This window comes from Spiroplasma endosymbiont of Tipula paludosa (genome assembly GCF_964264785.1).
GTDB lineage: Bacteria > Bacillota_I > Bacilli_A > Mycoplasmatales > Nriv7 > Nriv7.
In genome coordinates, this window is the sequence record NZ_OZ183484.1 from 218,649 (window position 1) to 237,808 (window position 19,160).

At 24.7% G+C, this 19,160-nt stretch carries 21 protein-coding genes; 6 read left to right on the forward strand and 15 right to left on the reverse strand.

Annotated features, from left to right (window positions below):
- Positions 1 to 71: 71 nt before the first annotated feature.
- A complete protein-coding gene (locus ACFEL5_RS01290) occupies positions 72 to 842 on the reverse strand; it encodes a hypothetical protein (protein WP_375315513.1) in 771 nt (256 codons plus the stop codon).
- 556 nt (positions 843 to 1,398) lie between these two features.
- Positions 1,399 to 1,521 carry a hypothetical protein gene (locus ACFEL5_RS01295; protein ID WP_375315514.1) on the reverse strand — a complete coding sequence of 41 codons (123 nt, stop codon included), beginning with the start codon at positions 1,519 to 1,521 and terminating at the stop codon, positions 1,399 to 1,401.
- 276 nt (positions 1,522 to 1,797) lie between these two features.
- Here ACFEL5_RS01295 and ACFEL5_RS01300 point away from each other — a divergent pair, with 276 nt between their 5' ends.
- Positions 1,798 to 2,742, forward strand: a complete 945-nt coding sequence (locus ACFEL5_RS01300) for an IS30 family transposase (RefSeq protein ID WP_338966716.1) — start codon at positions 1,798 to 1,800, stop codon at positions 2,740 to 2,742.
- On the opposite strand, the gene ACFEL5_RS01305 is transcribed toward ACFEL5_RS01300, so the two are convergent.
- From ACFEL5_RS01305 to ACFEL5_RS01340, 8 genes are all read right to left on the reverse strand, one after another.
- Positions 2,739 to 3,140, reverse strand: coding sequence for a hypothetical protein (locus ACFEL5_RS01305; RefSeq protein ID WP_375315515.1), 402 nt, complete (start codon positions 3,138 to 3,140; stop codon positions 2,739 to 2,741). The two genes, ACFEL5_RS01300 and ACFEL5_RS01305, sit on opposite strands and share 4 nt — an antisense overlap.
- A 95-nt stretch (positions 3,141 to 3,235) precedes the next feature.
- A complete protein-coding gene (nadE, locus tag ACFEL5_RS01310; protein WP_342189917.1) occupies positions 3,236 to 3,985 on the reverse strand; it encodes an NAD(+) synthase in 750 nt (249 codons plus the stop codon).
- An 18-nt stretch (positions 3,986 to 4,003) separates the two neighbouring features.
- Positions 4,004 to 5,275, reverse strand: a complete 1,272-nt coding sequence (gene obgE, locus ACFEL5_RS01315) for a GTPase ObgE (protein WP_375315516.1) — start codon at positions 5,273 to 5,275, stop codon at positions 4,004 to 4,006.
- 95 nt (positions 5,276 to 5,370) lie between these two features.
- Positions 5,371 to 7,527, reverse strand: a complete 2,157-nt coding sequence (locus tag ACFEL5_RS01320) for a cell envelope integrity protein TolA (protein ID WP_375315517.1) — start codon at positions 7,525 to 7,527, stop codon at positions 5,371 to 5,373.
- Positions 7,528 to 7,881: 354 nt separating this feature from the next.
- The gene (locus ACFEL5_RS01325) at positions 7,882 to 8,088 is read right to left on the reverse strand and encodes a hypothetical protein (protein WP_375315518.1); all 207 of its coding nucleotides are present in this window, start codon (positions 8,086 to 8,088) and stop codon (positions 7,882 to 7,884) included.
- A gap of 347 nt (positions 8,089 to 8,435) precedes the next feature.
- Complete coding sequence (locus ACFEL5_RS01330) at positions 8,436 to 8,609, reverse strand: hypothetical protein (protein WP_375315519.1); 174 nt, start codon at positions 8,607 to 8,609, stop codon at positions 8,436 to 8,438.
- A 19-nt stretch (positions 8,610 to 8,628) separates the two neighbouring features.
- On the reverse strand, positions 8,629 to 9,573 hold the full coding sequence (locus ACFEL5_RS01335) for an IS30 family transposase (RefSeq protein WP_375315085.1): 945 nt from the start codon (positions 9,571 to 9,573) through the stop codon (positions 8,629 to 8,631).
- Between the two features lie 90 nt (positions 9,574 to 9,663).
- Positions 9,664 to 9,867 carry a helix-turn-helix domain-containing protein gene (locus ACFEL5_RS01340; RefSeq protein WP_375315520.1) on the reverse strand — a complete coding sequence of 68 codons (204 nt, stop codon included), beginning with the start codon at positions 9,865 to 9,867 and terminating at the stop codon, positions 9,664 to 9,666.
- A 172-nt stretch (positions 9,868 to 10,039) separates the two neighbouring features.
- On the opposite strand from ACFEL5_RS01340, the gene ACFEL5_RS01345 reads away from it, so the two are divergent.
- The 3 genes from ACFEL5_RS01345 to ACFEL5_RS01355 all read left to right on the forward strand — a co-directional run bounded on the left by ACFEL5_RS01345 (position 10,040) and on the right by ACFEL5_RS01355 (position 12,610).
- The gene (locus ACFEL5_RS01345; protein ID WP_375315521.1) at positions 10,040 to 10,426 is read left to right on the forward strand and encodes a hypothetical protein; all 387 of its coding nucleotides are present in this window, start codon (positions 10,040 to 10,042) and stop codon (positions 10,424 to 10,426) included.
- Positions 10,427 to 10,784: 358 nt separating this feature from the next.
- A complete protein-coding gene (locus ACFEL5_RS01350) occupies positions 10,785 to 12,062 on the forward strand; it encodes a hypothetical protein (RefSeq protein WP_375315522.1) in 1,278 nt (425 codons plus the stop codon).
- A gap of 32 nt (positions 12,063 to 12,094) precedes the next feature.
- Entirely contained in the window at positions 12,095 to 12,610 is a 516-nt protein-coding gene (locus ACFEL5_RS01355; protein ID WP_375315523.1) for a hypothetical protein, read from the forward strand.
- 182 nt (positions 12,611 to 12,792) lie between these two features.
- On the opposite strand, the gene ACFEL5_RS01360 is transcribed toward ACFEL5_RS01355, so the two are convergent.
- The 4 genes from ACFEL5_RS01360 to ACFEL5_RS01375 form a co-directional block, all read right to left on the reverse strand.
- Positions 12,793 to 13,245 carry a hypothetical protein gene (locus tag ACFEL5_RS01360; protein WP_375315524.1) on the reverse strand — a complete coding sequence of 151 codons (453 nt, stop codon included), beginning with the start codon at positions 13,243 to 13,245 and terminating at the stop codon, positions 12,793 to 12,795.
- A gap of 527 nt (positions 13,246 to 13,772) precedes the next feature.
- Positions 13,773 to 14,717 (reverse strand): IS30 family transposase, encoded by a 945-nt coding sequence (locus tag ACFEL5_RS01365; protein ID WP_338966716.1) that lies wholly within the window; start codon positions 14,715 to 14,717, stop codon positions 13,773 to 13,775.
- An 80-nt stretch (positions 14,718 to 14,797) separates the two neighbouring features.
- Positions 14,798 to 15,040 (reverse strand): helix-turn-helix domain-containing protein, encoded by a 243-nt coding sequence (locus ACFEL5_RS01370; RefSeq protein WP_375315104.1) that lies wholly within the window; start codon positions 15,038 to 15,040, stop codon positions 14,798 to 14,800.
- A 90-nt stretch (positions 15,041 to 15,130) separates the two neighbouring features.
- Positions 15,131 to 15,844, reverse strand: a complete 714-nt coding sequence (locus ACFEL5_RS01375; protein ID WP_375315525.1) for an HAD family acid phosphatase — start codon at positions 15,842 to 15,844, stop codon at positions 15,131 to 15,133.
- A gap of 58 nt (positions 15,845 to 15,902) precedes the next feature.
- On the opposite strand from ACFEL5_RS01375, the gene ACFEL5_RS01380 reads away from it, so the two are divergent.
- Complete coding sequence (locus ACFEL5_RS01380; RefSeq protein ID WP_375315104.1) at positions 15,903 to 16,145, forward strand: helix-turn-helix domain-containing protein; 243 nt, start codon at positions 15,903 to 15,905, stop codon at positions 16,143 to 16,145.
- An 80-nt stretch (positions 16,146 to 16,225) separates the two neighbouring features.
- Positions 16,226 to 17,170, forward strand: coding sequence for an IS30 family transposase (locus ACFEL5_RS01385; protein WP_338966716.1), 945 nt, complete (start codon positions 16,226 to 16,228; stop codon positions 17,168 to 17,170).
- A 214-nt stretch (positions 17,171 to 17,384) separates the two neighbouring features.
- Here the strand turns inward: ACFEL5_RS01385 and uvrC are convergent, their stop codons facing one another.
- The gene (uvrC, locus tag ACFEL5_RS01390) at positions 17,385 to 19,157 is read right to left on the reverse strand and encodes an excinuclease ABC subunit UvrC (RefSeq protein WP_375315526.1); all 1,773 of its coding nucleotides are present in this window, start codon (positions 19,155 to 19,157) and stop codon (positions 17,385 to 17,387) included.
- Between the last annotated feature and the right edge of the window lie 3 nt (positions 19,158 to 19,160).

Below are 19,160 nucleotides of genomic sequence, written 5' to 3' on the forward strand. Positions count from 1 at the left end.
ACAATTTTACAATTATAAAATTGTTTTAAAAAATAAAACGGTAACTACCATTTTATTTACTAAATATGTATTTAATTAAGTTGTTCAAAATTAAATATTTTCATTCCTATTAATTTTTTCTCGTTACTATAAGAAAACTTTCAACTAAATTTAAATTCTTGCTTTTCTATCGTTATATTATAAAATACTAACCCTGCACTCGGATCATAAACAATTTCTGCTTTTGTATCCTGAATATAACTTAATTTATTAACAAAATCAGCAATATAATCACCATCTTCTTCTCAAATACTTTTATTATCAATAATGTTTTGCAAAGCATTATCTTGAAATCATTTATTACCAAGAATTTTAGTTAAATAATCTAAAATAGTTTCTTTTTCAATACTAGTTTTATCATTAATATTAGCACCCATTATCTTAATAAGTTTTTTAAGAAAATCCACTTTACTAATAGCAGTTTTGTCTTCTAATAAAGTTATAAAATCATCATACACTTTAGGTAATTTTAAAAGCAATTGATCAATTATTGCGATAAAATCATTATCAAGCTCATCACCATTCAAATTTTGATAAAAATTATTGAACTCTTTTTCACCAACAACACCTTGTAAAGCCATAAATATAGAATTAAATGGTAAACTTGAATCAGATATTAATTTTATTAAAAAATCGACTTTTTTCTTATTAACTCCAAAAATATTTTTAAAAGTATTCTTGATATTTTGTAAAGTAAACGGTTGGTCTTTATTATCTAATAAACCTTGATATGGTTTTGCTTTTAAATCATTAATTATTTCTTCATTAAAACCATTTTCTAATTTTTCAGCAAAATTAATCATAAAAGTTATTAATATTGGCACATAAGTAATTATTGTTTTTATTAAAATCGCAATATCTTTAATTTCTATTGATTTATTCTGAATTTTTAAAAATTTACTAAAAATATTATCTTCTATAATTTTATTATGTTTTATATCCGCAAAAATTTCACCAAATGTTTTTTTATCAGTAATGAATTTTTTATTAGTATCAATACCACTCTTAATAGCAACAACGATATCTTGATATTGTGTTGTTAGAATTGCTTTAATATCTGGAATATGAATAGCAATTTGCTCACGGTCGCGTTTAGTTTTCTTAGGTATTTTTTAAAAAAGAAAAAATAGTCATTTACTATAAATTATTTCAATATGCAAATTAAGTATATATTTCTTATGTATGATTTTTGTTGTAAAAAATTATTTTAATGTTGTTTTTATAAGCATTTTACTTAGTTTTTATAACCTTTTATTAAGAATATGTTTGTTAATATTAAATATTTTGTTTTATTAATTATTTTTCAAGTAAAAAGGTAATAAATTTTTAGTTGCTTTTCTTTCAAAATTATTCAAATCTTTACCCACCTAACAAAACTTTATGCGCCCTTTGCTCACTATTTAATAGACTTGGTACATAACTATAACATTTTATGCCGACTAAACTATAAAATTCATTTTTATCTTTGTATTTATCTAACATTTGTATTTCATCTAAAAAATAATTATCAAAATAGTAGATAAAATTAAAGGTTATGTACCAAGTCTAATAAACCTAATAACTGTTCTAATAATTTTTCCATAAAATTCTTAATTTCAAAATCATTATTTTTAATAAACTCTTGTAAAACTGCTTTTATTTTTTCTAAAAGCTGAATTATACTTGTAAGTGCAAGTAAATAAAATTGCAAAAGATTTCATATAAAAATTTCATGATGCTAAGTTTATTTTAGAAAAAGTAAATTTAAGGAGTTTTTATATGGGATACAAACATCTTGGCATAGATGAAAGAATTTATATTGAGAATCAATTGAAATTTAAAGTAAAAATTAGTGAAATAGCTAAAAATCTTAATCGAAGTATTAGTACTATTAATCGAGAAGTTAATAGAAATAAAGATAATAATCATTATTTTTCATTAATTGCACAAAATAAAGCAGAAAATAGAAAACAATTACATGTTTATTTTCATAAATTTAAAAATAGAGAATTAGTAAAATATGTACAACAAAAATTATTATTAGGTTGATCGCCTGAACAAATTTATGGCAGAATTAAAAATTTTCATCAAGAATGAATTATTAGTTTTAAAACAATTTACAATTGAATTTATTCTGGATTACTTGAAAAGGTTACTAGTAAAAATTTAAGAAGAAAAGGTAAGAAACGAAAATCTCAAGAAAATCGGGGTAAATTTAATGGTAAATCCATTAAAGAACGAAATGTTAATAATCGCATAACTCTTGGCCATTGAGAAGGTGATACTGTAGTATCATCACGAGGTAAAAGTAAATCATGTTTAATAACTTTAGTTGAAAGAACATCAAGATTTACTTTAGCAATATTAGTTGAAAATAGAACTACTAAAGTTATTAACAAAAATATTAGTCATTATTTATCAATTCTTCCAAATAATCTTGTTAAGACTATAACATTTGATAGGGGTAAAGAATTTGCTAATTGACAACAACTTGAAAAAAATTTAAATGTGAAAATTTATTTTGCTGATGCATATTCACCTTGACAAAGAGGTACTAATGAAAATACTAATGGTTTAATTAGAGAAAAATTTCCTAAAAAATTTAATTTTTCAAACACTACTAAAAATGCAGTTCATAAATTTATATTGTCTTTAAACCAAAGACCAAGAAAAATACTAAATTATCTTTCGCCAATCGAATATTTGGTTAGAAAAATAATTTAGTTGCACTTAACTTTACAATTTGGCAAAATATTAAAACCAGCAACTTCTAAAGTTTTAGGTACTTGATAGTCCGGTTTTGAAAAATTATGATGTTCTTTTGTTAATACTAAATTTTTAATTGTATCATCAACAAAGTAGTCATTTAAATCTTTAAAATTATTTTGTAACGCCCTTTTTAAAATCTCATTTGGATTTCATTGTTTAGTTCGTGCCAAAATTAGCGACTTAGCAATTAATTTTGATTTATTAACATCTAAAGTACTAACATTAATCCCATTTGTGGTAATAATGTAATCATTAGCATTATTACTACAAGCTATTGCTGGTAATAATGGCCCACTAATAATTGTTATTGTCGCCATTAACTTTAATAACTTTTGCATATTCATTAATTTCATATATTTCACCTCATCGAAATGTAAATTTAGTCAATATTTTTTAATTTACATTTTTTTCAGTATAGCACATATTATTTTTATTTACTACTATTTGACTAATTTTTAAAAATAAATTTTTTAGGAATAATTGCTGATTTTCGCTTATGTTCAGTATTTTTGTGCATCATCTTAATTTTATTAACAATATTATTATCTAACAATTTCTCTTGACCGTTTAAAAAGTTATCTAACTCAGCATAAGTTATTCCCATCTCTTTTTCATCAGTTTGCCCTGCTCATAAACCTGCTGATGGAGGCTGATTAATAATTTCTTGCGGAATATTTAATAACTTAGCAGCCGTATTTATTTGACTTTTTAATAAATGAATTAATGGTAAAATATCACAAGCACTATCACCATGTTTAGTAAAATAACCTGTATATCATTCATCAAAGTTACTAGTGCCGACAACTAAATATTCATTTGCTTGTGCTAAGGCATATAAAGAAGTCATTCGGAGACGAGGTTTACAATTAACTAATGCTTTTTGTTGCAATGATGATAAACCATCGTGTCAATTAAAGTTATTTTGTAATTCATTATAAGCTGACTCTAAATTAATAATTTGTAATTTTAAATCTAATGTCGCTACTAATTTTTTTACTAAAATTTCATCATTACTTGATGAATAGCAAGGCATAAAAACAGCTAAATGGTTATCTGGCATTGCTTTTTTAATCAAAGCAACAGTAACGGCTGAATCAATACCACCAGATACACCAACAATTAATCCTTTAGCATTAGCTAATTTTACTTGTTCTTGTAATCATTGAACTAAATAATCTAAATATTTCTGTAATTCCATTAATTAATATCCTTTCACTTAAAAATTTTCGTCAAGTCATTGCAACTCATAATCAAAAATTTTAATTGTATCCCCTTTTTGAATGCCTTTTTTAACGAGAATTTTAAAAACTCCTAAATCTCGTAACTTCTGATTAAATAATAATAAATTATCATGTGTTGTTAATGGAAATTTGTGATAAATGCGATGCACACTAGCACCAATTACTTTTCAATGACCATTTCCTAAATTTTCAACAATGACTTCTTCGTTTGTTGGTGTAAAACGATAGATTGTTGGTGCCATTTCTTGCTTTAATTCTGGTATTTTTTTAATAGTTTGCAATTGCCTATGAATAATATGAACTAATGATTCAATTCCTTCTCTAGTTCAAGCAGAAATTGAGTAAACTTTTTGTTTAATTTGCTTACTAAAAAGTTCTAAATTACGAGAAGCATCAACTTGATCCATTTTACTAGCAACAACTATTTGTTGCTTATTTTCTAATTGTAAATTATAATCTTTAAGTTCTTTTTGAATCACTGAATAATTATCATAAGCATTGGGTAAACTAATATCAATAAGATGAACTAATAACCGGCATCGTTCAATATGCCGTAAAAATTCATATCCTAAACCTTTTCCTAAACTAGCACCTGCAATTAATCCTGGTAAATCAGCAACTACAAAAGAAAAGTTTTGATGTTTAACTACACCTAATTGCGGGGTTAAAGTTGTAAAAGGAAAATCACCAATTTGTGGTTTAGCGTGAGAAATAGTTCCTAATAAAGTAGACTTCCCAGCATTAGGCATACCAACAATCCCGACATCTGCTAATAATTTTAATTCACAAGTAATTTCTTTTTCATCGCCTAAATCACCACGAGTAAATATTGTCGGAGCACGATTTCTGGAATTAGCAAACCGACTATTTCCTTTACCTCCACGACCACCATTCGCAACAATAACTTCTTGTTTGTTAGTAACAATATCACCAATTTCTTCTTTATTTAAAGCATCATAAATAATAGTACCTAAGGGAACACTAATATAAGTATTTTTAGCATTTTTACCGTGCATATTTTTATGTTGCCCATTTTCACCATCAACACCTTTAATTTCTTTTTGATAGTTTAATTCTAATAATGTATTTATTCCTTCATCGCCAATAAAAATAATGTTACCACCATTACCGCCATCACCACCAGCCGGCCCACCTTTTGGAACATATAATTCACGACGAAAAGCAACAGCACCATCACCACCTTTGCCAGCTTTAACTTTAATTGTAATCTTATCAATAAATTTCATTCATATCATCCTAGTCTTTTAAAAAAAAATCAAATCAATAATATTTTAACATAAAAAAATGTTTTCTTTTTAAAGGATAATATTTACTAAATATTTTAAGCAGGTTCCAATTGTCTTGTTTTTCGCTTTGTTATTGCTTTTTGCTTATTTTCTTCCTGTAGTTTTTTTAATCGTGCTTGGTTATTTAGCTGTCTTCGAATTTCTTGCTCTTGTTTTAATTTTTCTTCTTCACGAAGTTTTTGATTTTTACTTTGTGCGATCTTAGCAGTTTGTTCAGCAAGATTTTGTTGTAAATTTACACAATTACTAATTTGTGATTCTGCTATTTGTTCTTGCCTCTTTTCTAATCTACTATTTATTAATGATTGTTCATCTTCTTTCTTATTTTTTTGTTGTATAAATATCTCTTCTAGTTCTTGTAAATATTTAATATCTTTGTTCTCTTCTTCTTGATTAACATTAAAACTATCATTTTTAGTTTGAAAATTTTCTTTGCTAGAAGCTATTAATTTTCCTTCTTCTTGAAACTCTTGATAAAATTTTGCTCGGTTTTCCTTACCTTGTAAAACTTTATCGGTTTGGGGATTATATGTTGAATATGACATTGAAACAGTGTCTTCATCAATATAACTATCGGTTTGGGGATTATATGTTGAATATGACATTGAAACAGTGTCTTCATCAATATAACTATCGGTTTGGGGATTATATGTTGAATATGACATTGAAACAGTGTCTTCATCAATATAACTATCGGTTTGGGGATTATATGTTGAATATGACATTGAAACAGTGTCTTCATCAATATAACTATCGGTTTGGGGATTATATGTTGAATATGACATTGAAACAGTGTCTTCATCAATATAACTATCGGTTTGGGGATTATATGTTGAATATGACATTGAAACAGTGTCTTCATCAATATAACTATCGGTTTGGGGATTATATGTTGAATATGACATTGAAACAGTGTCTTCATCAATATAACTATCAGTAGATTGTTCTAATAATGAAGCAGTGTCTTCTTTAATATGACTATCTGACAGCGGTAATTTAATATTAAATTGACTAGTATTTTCTTTTGCAATAATAGATAACTTGTCTTTTAATTTAATATTAACTGCTAAGAGTTCACTAGTATTTCTACAAATAAATTTATCATTCTCGGTAATATTTCTTGATAGAAAACAACCATGCTGAGTATGTTTTCAGTTAGATTTATTTAATCTTTGTAAGTCTAAGCATTCAAGATCTTTTGAAATTGGGTAATCAATTCGAGTTTTTCTCCATTCACCATCACCAAGGCAGGCTATCGGACTTGGTTTACTGAATTGAAGAAGAGAAAATCTACAATTTTTTACCTGTTTTATCGTTTTACTTGAAAAATTTAACAAATCTAAATATTTTGATTTTTCTAAACAATGACCAGTTGTAATATAAATATTCCTTAATAAGTGGTCATACAAAAAATTAAGTTTTGTACTTCGATTGTATAAGGTCTTAGAATCAAAATATGGATTAGTATCAACTGTTGAATTATTACTAAAATGAATATCAATATTCATTGATTTTTTAAGTTTATTAATTGCTTCACCATTATCACTAACGAATTCATTAACAATGGTTTTAGCAATATCTAAACTTAAATCTTCAATATTTTTAGTTAATGTTTTTATCTCATCATTACTAATATTCCCATTCAATATTGCCTTTTGTGTAATACAAGCAATTGGTTCATAAATACTTTCATTAATAAATTGTAAATAAATTTGTGGTGGTAAATAGTAATCAGTTATTCATTTTTTTAATTCTTTTCAATACTTTTTAATATTAGAATATGATGTTGTTAATGATTCTTCTTTTATTTCTTTATTAATAACTGCTACTTCTTTGCTTACTAAATAATTTTTAACTAAACTTTTAATTTCATTATTAGAAGGAATTAAAGGACCAGAAATACTTTCAATATTACTATGTGGCGTACTATCTTTTCTGACAACATTTTTTCTAATTGCTTCATTTAAACCAGATGCTTCTAAAAAATCATTAACTTCTTTTAGAATCTTCTTATATTCATAGTCACTACTTCCTTTTATATTATAATCACTATACATTTCTTTAAAACTATCTCTACTATGTAAATATTGCAATACTTTTTTCGTTAATTCTTCATTCTTTGAATCAAAACTTGGATTACTAAATTGATTAATTTTTTCAATAGCATTAATTTGTGAATTTGTAGAAACCATATACATATGACAAGATTTTGGTTTCTACAAACTTGCTTTTAATTAATAGACTTGGTACATAACCTTTAATTTTATCTACTATTTTGATAATATTATTTACTAGGTGAAGTACAAATGTTAGATAAATACAAAGATAAAAATGAATTTTATAGTTTAGTCGGCATAAAATGTTATAGTTATGTACCAAGTCTAGTGTAGAAATTTCTATATAGGGGATATACTAAGTTTAAAATTATTAAAATCTTTATCTAATTAAAAAACAAAATTTACTAACAAAGCTTGTTAAACACTTAAATCTACGATATATAAGTGTTTAAAAAACTAAGTTAACTAACTTAGTTAATATAACTTAGTTTATAACAAATAAGAAAGGTAATTTATTATGAAAAACATTGAAAACATTTTCTTAAATACTAAAAAATATCTCTTAAAAGAAACACAAAACGCAATGCTTATTAAAGCGCCAAAAATTCCATGATTTAATAGACTTGGTACATAACTATAACATTTTATGCCGACTAAACTATAAAATTCATTTTTATCTTTGTATTTATCTAACATTTGTACTTCACCTAGTAAATAATATTATCAAAATAGTAGATAAAATTAAAGGTTATGTACCAAGTCTATTACAAGAAATATAAGGTTAAATTAATATTTATTATTTTTAGTTATGCCTTGTATTTTTTTGTGCCTTGTTGTTGATAAACTAAGTTTTTTAGTAAACGAAGTTTACTAACAAGTTATGTTAATTTAGTTTAAAGAAAGAGTTTAAAGAGAAATATATTAGACTTGGTACATAACTATAACATTTTATGCCGACTAAACTATAAAATTCATTTTTATCTTTGTATTTATCTAACATTTGTATTTCATCTAAAAAATAATTATCAAAATAGTAGATAAAATTAAAGGTTATGTACCAAGTCTAATGTATTTTTATGAACATTTTGCAAACCTTGATAGCCTGAATCGGCAATTAATTCTAATTTTGGATTTATAAGTGTATTTGATTTTAAAAATAACTTATAATCATGAATACTGCCATAACAAAAATCTACTGAAATAATTTTATTGGCCAAATTGTAAAGTTAAGTGCAACTAAATTATTTTTCTAACCAAATATTCGATTGGCGAAAGATAATTTAGTATTTTTCTTGGTCTTTGGTTTAAAGACAATATAAATTTATGAACTGCATTTTTAGTAGTGTTTGAAAAATTAAATTTTTTAGGAAATTTTTCTCTAATTAAACCATTAGTATTTTCATTAGTACCTCTTTGTCAAGGTGAATATGCATCAGCAAAATAAATTTTCACATTTAAATTTTTTTCAAGTTGTTGTCAATTAGCAAATTCTTTACCCCTATCAAATGTTATAGTCTTAACAAGATTATTTGGAAGAATTGATAAATAATGACTAATATTTTTGTTAATAACTTTAGTAGTTCTATTTTCAACTAATATTGCTAAAGTAAATCTTGATGTTCTTTCAACTAAAGTTATTAAACATGATTTACTTTTACCTCGTGATGATACTACAGTATCACCTTCTCAATGGCCAAGAGTTATGCGATTATTAACATTTCGTTCTTTAATGGATTTACCATTAAATTTACCCCGATTTTCTTGAGATTTTCGTTTCTTACCTTTTCTTCTTAAATTTTTATTAGTAACTTTTTCAAGTAATCCAGAATAAATTCAATTGTAAATTGTTTTAAAACTAATAATTCATTCTTGATGAAAATTTTTAATTCTGCCATAAATTTGTTCAGGCGATCAACCTAATAATAATTTTTGTTGTACATATTTTACTAATTCTCTATTTTTAAATTTATGAAAATAAACATGTAATTGTTTTCTATTTTCTGCTTTATTTTGTGCAATTAATGAAAAATAATGATTATTATCTTTATTTCTATTAACTTCTCGATTAATAGTACTAATACTTCGATTAAGATTTTTAGCTATTTCACTAATTTTTACTTTAAATTTCAATTGATTCTCAATATAAATTCTTTCATCTATGCCAAGATGTTTGTATCCCATATAAAAACTCCTTAAATTTACTTTTTCTAAAATAAACTTAGCATCATGAAATTTTTATATGAAATCTTTTGCAATTTTATTTACTTGCACTTACAAGTATAATTCAGCATTTTCTGCTTTATTTTGTGCAATTAATGAAAAATAATGATTATTATCTTTATTTCTATTAACTTCTCGATTAATAGTACTAATACTTCGATTAAGATTTTTAGCTATTTCACTAATTTTTACTTTAAATTTCAATTGATTCTCAATATAAATTCTTTCATCTATGCCAAGATGTTTGTATCCCATATAAAAACTCCTTAAATTTACTTTTTCTAAAATAAACTTAGCATCATGAAATTTTTATATGAAATCTTTTGCAATTTTATTTACTTGCACTTACAAGTATAATTCAGCATTAAAAAAGATTAAAACTAAAAGAATAATGAAAAATAAAATATTTTAAAAAGGAGTGATAAAAATGTTTATGAAAATATTTACCGTGCTAACTATTGGTTTCAATAACATTTTTACTATTCCCACAAACATTAACAACAAAAAAACCACAGCACAACTAGTTAGAAATAAAAGAGAAGATAATAAAATTTATGATTTTGAAATCAAAGACTTACAAAAGGTGAGGTTTCATTTTGGCGATCGCGTAACTTGGCCAACAACCAGACTTATAGAAGTTAACATAAAAAAAGAAGATAATATCAATCTAAATGAAAAATTACCAGAATTTAAAAACTTAAACGATTTTACTTTCAAATTTATACAATCAGAATTCTCTAATAATAAAAATAAACAAGATGAAATAAGACAATTAATAACTACATACGGAACCAAAGTAGGAAAGAAAGAATAGACTTGGTACATAACCTTTAATTTTATCTACTATTTTGATAATTATTTTTTAGATGAAATACAAATGTTAGATAAATACAAAGATAAAAATGAATTTTATAGTTTAGTCGGCATAAAATGTTATAGTTATGTACCAAGTCTAATGAGTAATCAATAAAAAAATAACAATCAAAGCACAAGGCAAAAATTTAAATTACTACAAACAAGATGATAATACAATAGATTATAGTTTAATATGTACAAATGATTTTGAAATTGAAATTAAAAAAGATAGCACCGATATTGATTTACCAGAAACAACCAACAAATTTGATGGAAACCATAACTATACAGATATCATTGATAATCTTGACTATTTAATGATTCATCGTGGTGATTTTGACAAATTTAATTATTCTTATCTTTATTGAACACCAGTGTTTAATTTTATTGACACCTTAGAAAAAGGTTATTACAAAGAATTTACAATTAAAAACCACGGTTTTAAAAACGAAAGCTATTTTTATCACAAAACTTCTAGTAGTAAAGATGAAATTAATAAGAATATTTTAAAAATTAAAGCTTTTAATAAAACCTTAATCGCAGGTAATAACTATTTGCAATTACTCCACGGTGAAACCGAAATCTGAAAATATGACACTGCAAATGCTAACGATTATTACTTAATTAAGTATCTTTTTGGTACCTTAAATTATCTTAATGTTAAATTTAGTTTTTTGAGATATGACCCCGAATTAAAAAATGACATTTACCTTTATTTTAAAAACAACATTCCTAGTATTAACAACAGCGAGTACAAAAATATTTTTGACGAAATCTATGAAATTCTTGGCAATTTCTTTTCCAGTTTATTTTATACGACTTTTGACATGGACGAAAAAACTCATACCGAAATTGATTTTAAGGGAGTAGATAATTACAACAAAGATTACTTTATTCAAATCGGTTTCTTTTATCGCTCATTAATTACCTTTTATCCTAAAAAATATTTAATCAATGTTACTGGTAATTCAGAATTATTACTAAGAAGTTATTTTTTTACTTTTGACAAAAAAATTCACCAAGAAAATTATAATGCCATTAAAAACAACAATAGCGTTTATCAAATTAATTTTAATGTCCTTAAATCCTATGACAATAAACTGATCACCTTGCCAACCAGCAAGACTACTAACAGTATTAATTATCTCAATACCGATATTGATATTCGTTATGGTATTAATATTTTTACCTTGACATTTCCTTTATACCATAAAAAAAATACCGCTAACTACAATTTTAAAATTTACGACTTTAATGTCCTTAATTCCATGGCGTTTATCCCTGACGGCTCAACCAACTCGGAATGAGATGACATAATCCCGCCAGCAAATTGTAAATATTCTGGACGGTGAATACCAACCTTTAACGATATTGGCTGTGCCATTCAAAATGCCGGTATCAAAATGCTAAACTGAATGCTTACGGCTTCACAAGTCATTACGATTTTACAACCATTAGCGATTATTGCAAGAGCAACAGTTAACTTTTCAACTGTCATTTTTCCAGTTTTTAAAACAGTACCCGCCTTTTACTATACCTTTCAATTTTTAATCGGTTTTGCCATTTTTCTAATGATTTTAAGAATTTTTGTATAATATATATATACTGAAAAAAAGGAGTTAAATTTATGAAATTTTTAAATATAACCGCTGTTTTAGGACTAATAACATTACCAATAGTTGGTTGTTCTAAAAAAGCAAATGAACCAGTAGAACAAAAAAATAAAGATAGTAATAAAGATATTAATAAAATTTATGATTTTGAAATCAAAAACTTACAAAAGGTGAGGTTTCATTTTGGTGATCGCGCAACTTGGCCAACAACCAGACTTATAGAAGTTAACATAAAAAAAGAAGATAATATCAATCTAAATGAAAAATTACCAGAATTTAAAAACTTAAACGATTTTACTTTCAAATTTATACAATCAGAATTCTCTAATAATAAAAATAAACAAGATGAAATAAGACAATTAATAACTACATACGGAACCAAAGTAGGAAAGAAAGAATGAGTAATCAATAAAAAAATAACAATTAAAGCACAAGGCAAAAATTTAAATGACTACAAACAAGATGATAATACAATAGATTATAGTTTAATATGTACAAATGATTTTGAAATTGAAATTGAAAATTCGTAATAACTAAATTTAAAAACTGTTAAATACTGCCCCAACACACACCCAGCAAGGTAGTTTTCTATGATGACAAGACAAGGCCCTTAAACAACTTTTCATTTTAATTTTTCCTTTATATTTTGTCGGAATAAAAACCAGTAATTAAAATTACTGGTTTGAATAGTTTGATTATTTTTCACAAACAATTAAATTATTGAAGTCTTAATAATTAATTTCGGTTCTGCTTCTTGTGTCAAAGAAATTTTGCCTTTTCCATTAAAAGTTATACTGTTATCTTCATTGAGAGTAATTTCATCTGGCAATAAGCTATATTTTTGTAATATTTGCATTGCTTCTTTGATTGATAACGTAATTGTTTGTTCTTCATTATTATCATCAATTATTTTAGCAGTAATTGTTCCGGTAATTTTTTGTTTTAAATTTAGTGTATTTTCAAGATGAATTTCTCGGACTGAATATTCAACCACCGCTTGTTCGTGAGGGGCAATTTCTGCTTCAAATTCTGTTTTTTTATCAAATGAATGCAAAATCATTTCTTGTTCTTGTTTATTAATATCTGATAAATCAAAATTATTTGATAATTCATTAATAATTTCAGATTGTTTATTATTTAAATCAATAAAGTCGTGTAATTGCATTTCGTCATCAGGACTTATGTTTCAACCATCTAATTCATTTTCTTGTTTTGTTTTAGTTAATCCTGTTGTAATTTGAAATTCTAATTTTGATTTTGAATTATATTCGCATGCGGGTATAACAATTATTTTTGATAATGAAGACTTATTACTATATTTTTTCTTTTCAAAACAAGCATTTTTAAAATTAACACTATGTAATAATTTTGAATCTCTTGTAACTTCAACATTTCAATAAACAATATCGTCAGTATTAATATTAGTAATATCTTTTCAATTAAAAAATAAAACACGATCATTATAGTGTAAAAAAATAGATAATTTTAGTAAAGCATTAAAAATTAAAATATTTTGATTTTTATCAAAAATAATAGAATTAATATTATTTTTGATAAATGAATTAACACCTTTAATTTTTATTAGTTTATTTTTTAAAATAAAAATTTCATTAGACTTGGTACATAACCTTTAATTTTATCTACTATTTTGATAATTATTTTTTAGATGCCAAATTGTAAAGTTAAGTGCAACTAAATTATTTTTCTAACCAAATATTCGATTGGCGAAAGATAATTTAGTATTTTTCTTGGTCTTTGGTTTAAAGACAATATAAATTTATGAACTGCATTTTTAGTAGTGTTTGAAAAATTAAATTTTTTAGGAAATTTTTCTCTAATTAAACCATTAGTATTTTCATTAGTACCTCTTTGTCAAGGTGAATATGCATCAGCAAAATAAATTTTCACATTTAAATTTTTTTCAAGTTGTTGTCAATTAGCAAATTCTTTACCCCTATCAAATGTTATAGTCTTAACAAGATTATTTGGAAGAATTGATAAATAATGACTAATATTTTTGTTAATAACTTTAGTAGTTCTATTTTCAACTAATATTGCTAAAGTAAATCTTGATGTTCTTTCAACTAAAGTTATTAAACATGATTTACTTTTACCTCGTGATGATACTACAGTATCACCTTCTCAATGGCCAAGAGTTATGCGATTATTAACATTTCGTTCTTTAATGGATTTACCATTAAATTTACCCCGATTTTCTTGAGATTTTCGTTTCTTACCTTTTCTTCTTAAATTTTTACTAGTAACCTTTTCAAGTAATCCAGAATAAATTCAATTGTAAATTGTTTTAAAACTAATAATTCATTCTTGATGAAAATTTTTAATTCTGCCATAAATTTGTTCAGGCGATCAACCTAATAATAATTTTTGTTGTACATATTTTACTAATTCTCTATTTTTAAATTTATGAAAATAAACATGTAATTGTTTTCTATTTTCTGCTTTATTTTGTGCAATTAATGAAAAATAATGATTATTATCTTTATTTCTATTAACTTCTCGATTAATAGTACTAATACTTCGATTAAGATTTTTAGCTATTTCACTAATTTTTACTTTAAATTTCAATTGATTCTCAATATAAATTCTTTCATCTATGCCAAGATGTTTGTATCCCATATAAAAACTCCTTAAATTTACTTTTTCTAAAATAAACTTAGCATCATGAAATTTTTATATGAAATCTTTTGCAATTTTATTTACTTGCACTTACAAGTATAATTCAGCTTATGAAAATAAACATGTAATTGTTTTCTATTTTCTGCTTTATTTTGTGCAATTAATGAAAAATAATGATTATTATCTTTATTTCTATTAACTTCTCGATTAATAGTACTAATACTTCGATTAAGATTTTTAGCTATTTCACTAATTTTTACTTTAAATTTCAATTGATTCTCAATATAAATTCTTTCATCTATGCCAAGATGTTTGTATCCCATATAAAAACTCCTTAAATTTACTTTTTCTAAAATAAACTTAGCATCATGAAATTTTTATATGAAATCTTTTGCAATTTTATTTACTTGCACTTACAAGTATAATTCAGCTTTAATAATATTTTGTTTACTATCTTTGACACCTGACATTCATCAATGAAAATCTTGTAATAATTCTTTTGGATAATTTTCTTTAATTAAATTATTTCTTGTTGTTTCTTTATGAGTATCTTGCAAACGATTAGAAACAAACATCACTAATCCCCCATTTTTATAAACATGTTGAACAAAATCTAAAACCCCTGGGAAAATTGTTGCTTGTTGCGAATTAACCCACTTATCTCATTCAAGAGGATGAAATGGTTTGTTATTTAACAGATTGTATGCTGATGATGGCGTATTATCAATAAATGTTTCATCTAAATCAACAGCTACAACAGGAATAAACTCATTTTCTTGGGTTTGATTAATTGTTAGTTTATTATGTTCTCATTTCACAAGATTATTATTCAATTTACCCTTAGTTAATGCCTTATCAACTTGCTTTTGTTTTGCGATAACTTGACTATATAAGTCTTTTTTTAAGCGATATTGTGTTAATAATTGTGCTTTTCTTTCAGCAGAAATTGCTCATAATACCGACTGTAATGCTCCATATTCATTAAAAATAGTAGTCAAATTGTCTTTACTAGTATGATTACAAGATACTAAAAAGTTAGCACTTATTGTTAATGGGGCAATTGTTAATAACATATTTGCTGAATTATACTTGTAAGTGCAAGTAAATAAAATTGCAAAAGATTTCATATAAAAATTTCATGATGCTAAGTTTATTTTAGAAAAAGTAAATTTAAGGAGTTTTTATATGGGATACAAACATCTTGGCATAGATGAAAGAATTTATATTGAGAATCAATTGAAATTTAAAGTAAAAATTAGTGAAATAGCTAAAAATCTTAATCGAAGTATTAGTACTATTAATCGAGAAGTTAATAGAAATAAAGATAATAATCATTATTTTTCATTAATTGCACAAAATAAAGCAGAAAATAGAAAACAATTACATGTTTATTTTCATAAGCTGAATTATACTTGTAAGTGCAAGTAAATAAAATTGCAAAAGATTTCATATAAAAATTTCATGATGCTAAGTTTATTTTAGAAAAAGTAAATTTAAGGAGTTTTTATATGGGATACAAACATCTTGGCATAGATGAAAGAATTTATATTGAGAATCAATTGAAATTTAAAGTAAAAATTAGTGAAATAGCTAAAAATCTTAATCGAAGTATTAGTACTATTAATCGAGAAGTTAATAGAAATAAAGATAATAATCATTATTTTTCATTAATTGCACAAAATAAAGCAGAAAATAGAAAACAATTACATGTTTATTTTCATAAATTTAAAAATAGAGAATTAGTAAAATATGTACAACAAAAATTATTATTAGGTTGATCGCCTGAACAAATTTATGGCAGAATTAAAAATTTTCATCAAGAATGAATTATTAGTTTTAAAACAATTTACAATTGAATTTATTCTGGATTACTTGAAAAGGTTACTAGTAAAAATTTAAGAAGAAAAGGTAAGAAACGAAAATCTCAAGAAAATCGGGGTAAATTTAATGGTAAATCCATTAAAGAACGAAATGTTAATAATCGCATAACTCTTGGCCATTGAGAAGGTGATACTGTAGTATCATCACGAGGTAAAAGTAAATCATGTTTAATAACTTTAGTTGAAAGAACATCAAGATTTACTTTAGCAATATTAGTTGAAAATAGAACTACTAAAGTTATTAACAAAAATATTAGTCATTATTTATCAATTCTTCCAAATAATCTTGTTAAGACTATAACATTTGATAGGGGTAAAGAATTTGCTAATTGACAACAACTTGAAAAAAATTTAAATGTGAAAATTTATTTTGCTGATGCATATTCACCTTGACAAAGAGGTACTAATGAAAATACTAATGGTTTAATTAGAGAAAAATTTCCTAAAAAATTTAATTTTTCAAACACTACTAAAAATGCAGTTCATAAATTTATATTGTCTTTAAACCAAAGACCAAGAAAAATACTAAATTATCTTTCGCCAATCGAATATTTGGTTAGAAAAATAATTTAGTTGCACTTAACTTTACAATTTGGCATTTTTTTAATACTTTTTTCATATTTAATACTCCTATATCTAGTTTATAAATTTAATCATTGCATTTTATTTTCAATAAATAATATCCTCCTTCTATTTTATTAAAAATAAAAATGCTTATATTTTTATATAAGCATTTTAGCATCAAATTAGTAATAAATTTTTCGATTTAACGAATAAAATTTCTAAATTAATTATCTTTTAAATAAGCAATTAATTCCTTTGTTGTTGTTTTATTTTTAATAATAGCATTTAATTCAGCAAATGAAACTGCTTTCATTTTTGTTATTGTTTCAAACTGTTGATATAACTTTTTAATAGTTAACTCACCTAATCCTTTAACTTTTTTTAACGAATTAACAAATAAAGAATTAGTTCGTTGTTGACGATGAAATGAAACTGTATAATTATGGACCTCTTCTTGAACTTTAGTTAATCAATGAAATAAAGCACTCTTTTTAGCAATATCCAACCGATAACCTTTATTATCTAATAAACAATCAGTTTTGTGATGACTATTCTTAACAAGACCGACAACTGGTAAACTAATATTTAAATTTTCTAATTGCAACTGCACACTATCAATTTGTAATTTACCACCATCAACAATAATTAACTCTGGCATTGGTTCTTTATTCATTAATTTTTTTCAATAACGACGATAAACTAAATTTTGTAAATAATGATAATCTCCTTGTTGTTCAATTTGAATTTTATAACGACGAAACAGTTTTTTAATTGCTTGACCATTTTGATAAACAATAACCCCACCAATAACATTATCATGTCCTAAATTGGCAATATCCATAATTTCGATATATTGTGGTGTCGCAATTTTTAAAAGCTTTCCTAATTGTTTAACAATCTCATAATAACGATACTTAATTTGATAGGAATCAACAAGTTGTTGCTTTAATAATTCTTGAGCATTCTTAGTAGCTAAAGAAATAATTTCTTGCATTTTTTTAGTAAGCTTAGTAATAATTTTAATATTTAATGCTTCTGCCAAATCATCTAAAACAATATTTGCAACATATAATTCTTGGGGAACAGTATTGTTAGTATATAACTGTTGCAAATAATTTCTCATTGCATCAGTTAAATCATCATTAAATAAAGTAAAAATTTGTTCATCTTTGGAAAGCAATTGTCCATTACGATAAAATAATGCTGTTATTGACAATTTATGATCTTTAATAGCATAACCAATAAAATCACGATTACGAAAATCAGGAAATTGAACAAACTGATGAGAAATAAATAATTGTAACTTATCTAAAACATTTTTTAATCTTTGTGCTTCTTCATATTGTAAATTAATCGCTGCTTGTTGCATTCGCTCAGCAATCTTATTTTTAATATCTTGATTTTTTCCTTGAAAAAAATCATTAATTTTCTTTTTCATCAAGGCATAATATTCCTCAGGAACCTTTTTAAAACAAGCACCTGAACATAATTGCAGATGATAATATAAGCACGGCGTTCCTAAACTTTCTTTACATCTTCGCAAAGGAAATAATTGTTGCAATATCTTTAAAACTTCTCTAGCTCCCGTACCATCAGGAAAAGGACCATAATACTTACCATTATCTTTTTGAACTTTACGAACAAAACGATATTCAGGATTATTTTCATCAGTAATTTTAATATAAGGATAGGTTTTATCATCATTTAATAAAATATTATATCGGGGACGCTTATCTTTAATTAAATTATGTTCTAACAATAATGCTTCTTTTTCATTAATTGTTAAAATATAATCCACATCAGCAATTTCACGAACTAATTTAGTAGTTTTAAAATTATGTACTTTATTAAAATAATTATTTACCCGCTGTTGAATATTTTTTGCTTTACCAACATAAATTAATTGTCGCGCTTCATTATAAAACTGATAACATCCCGAACTTTGTGGTAAATTTTTAATTTTTTCTTGTAAAACAAGGGGTTTAACTCACATCATTAT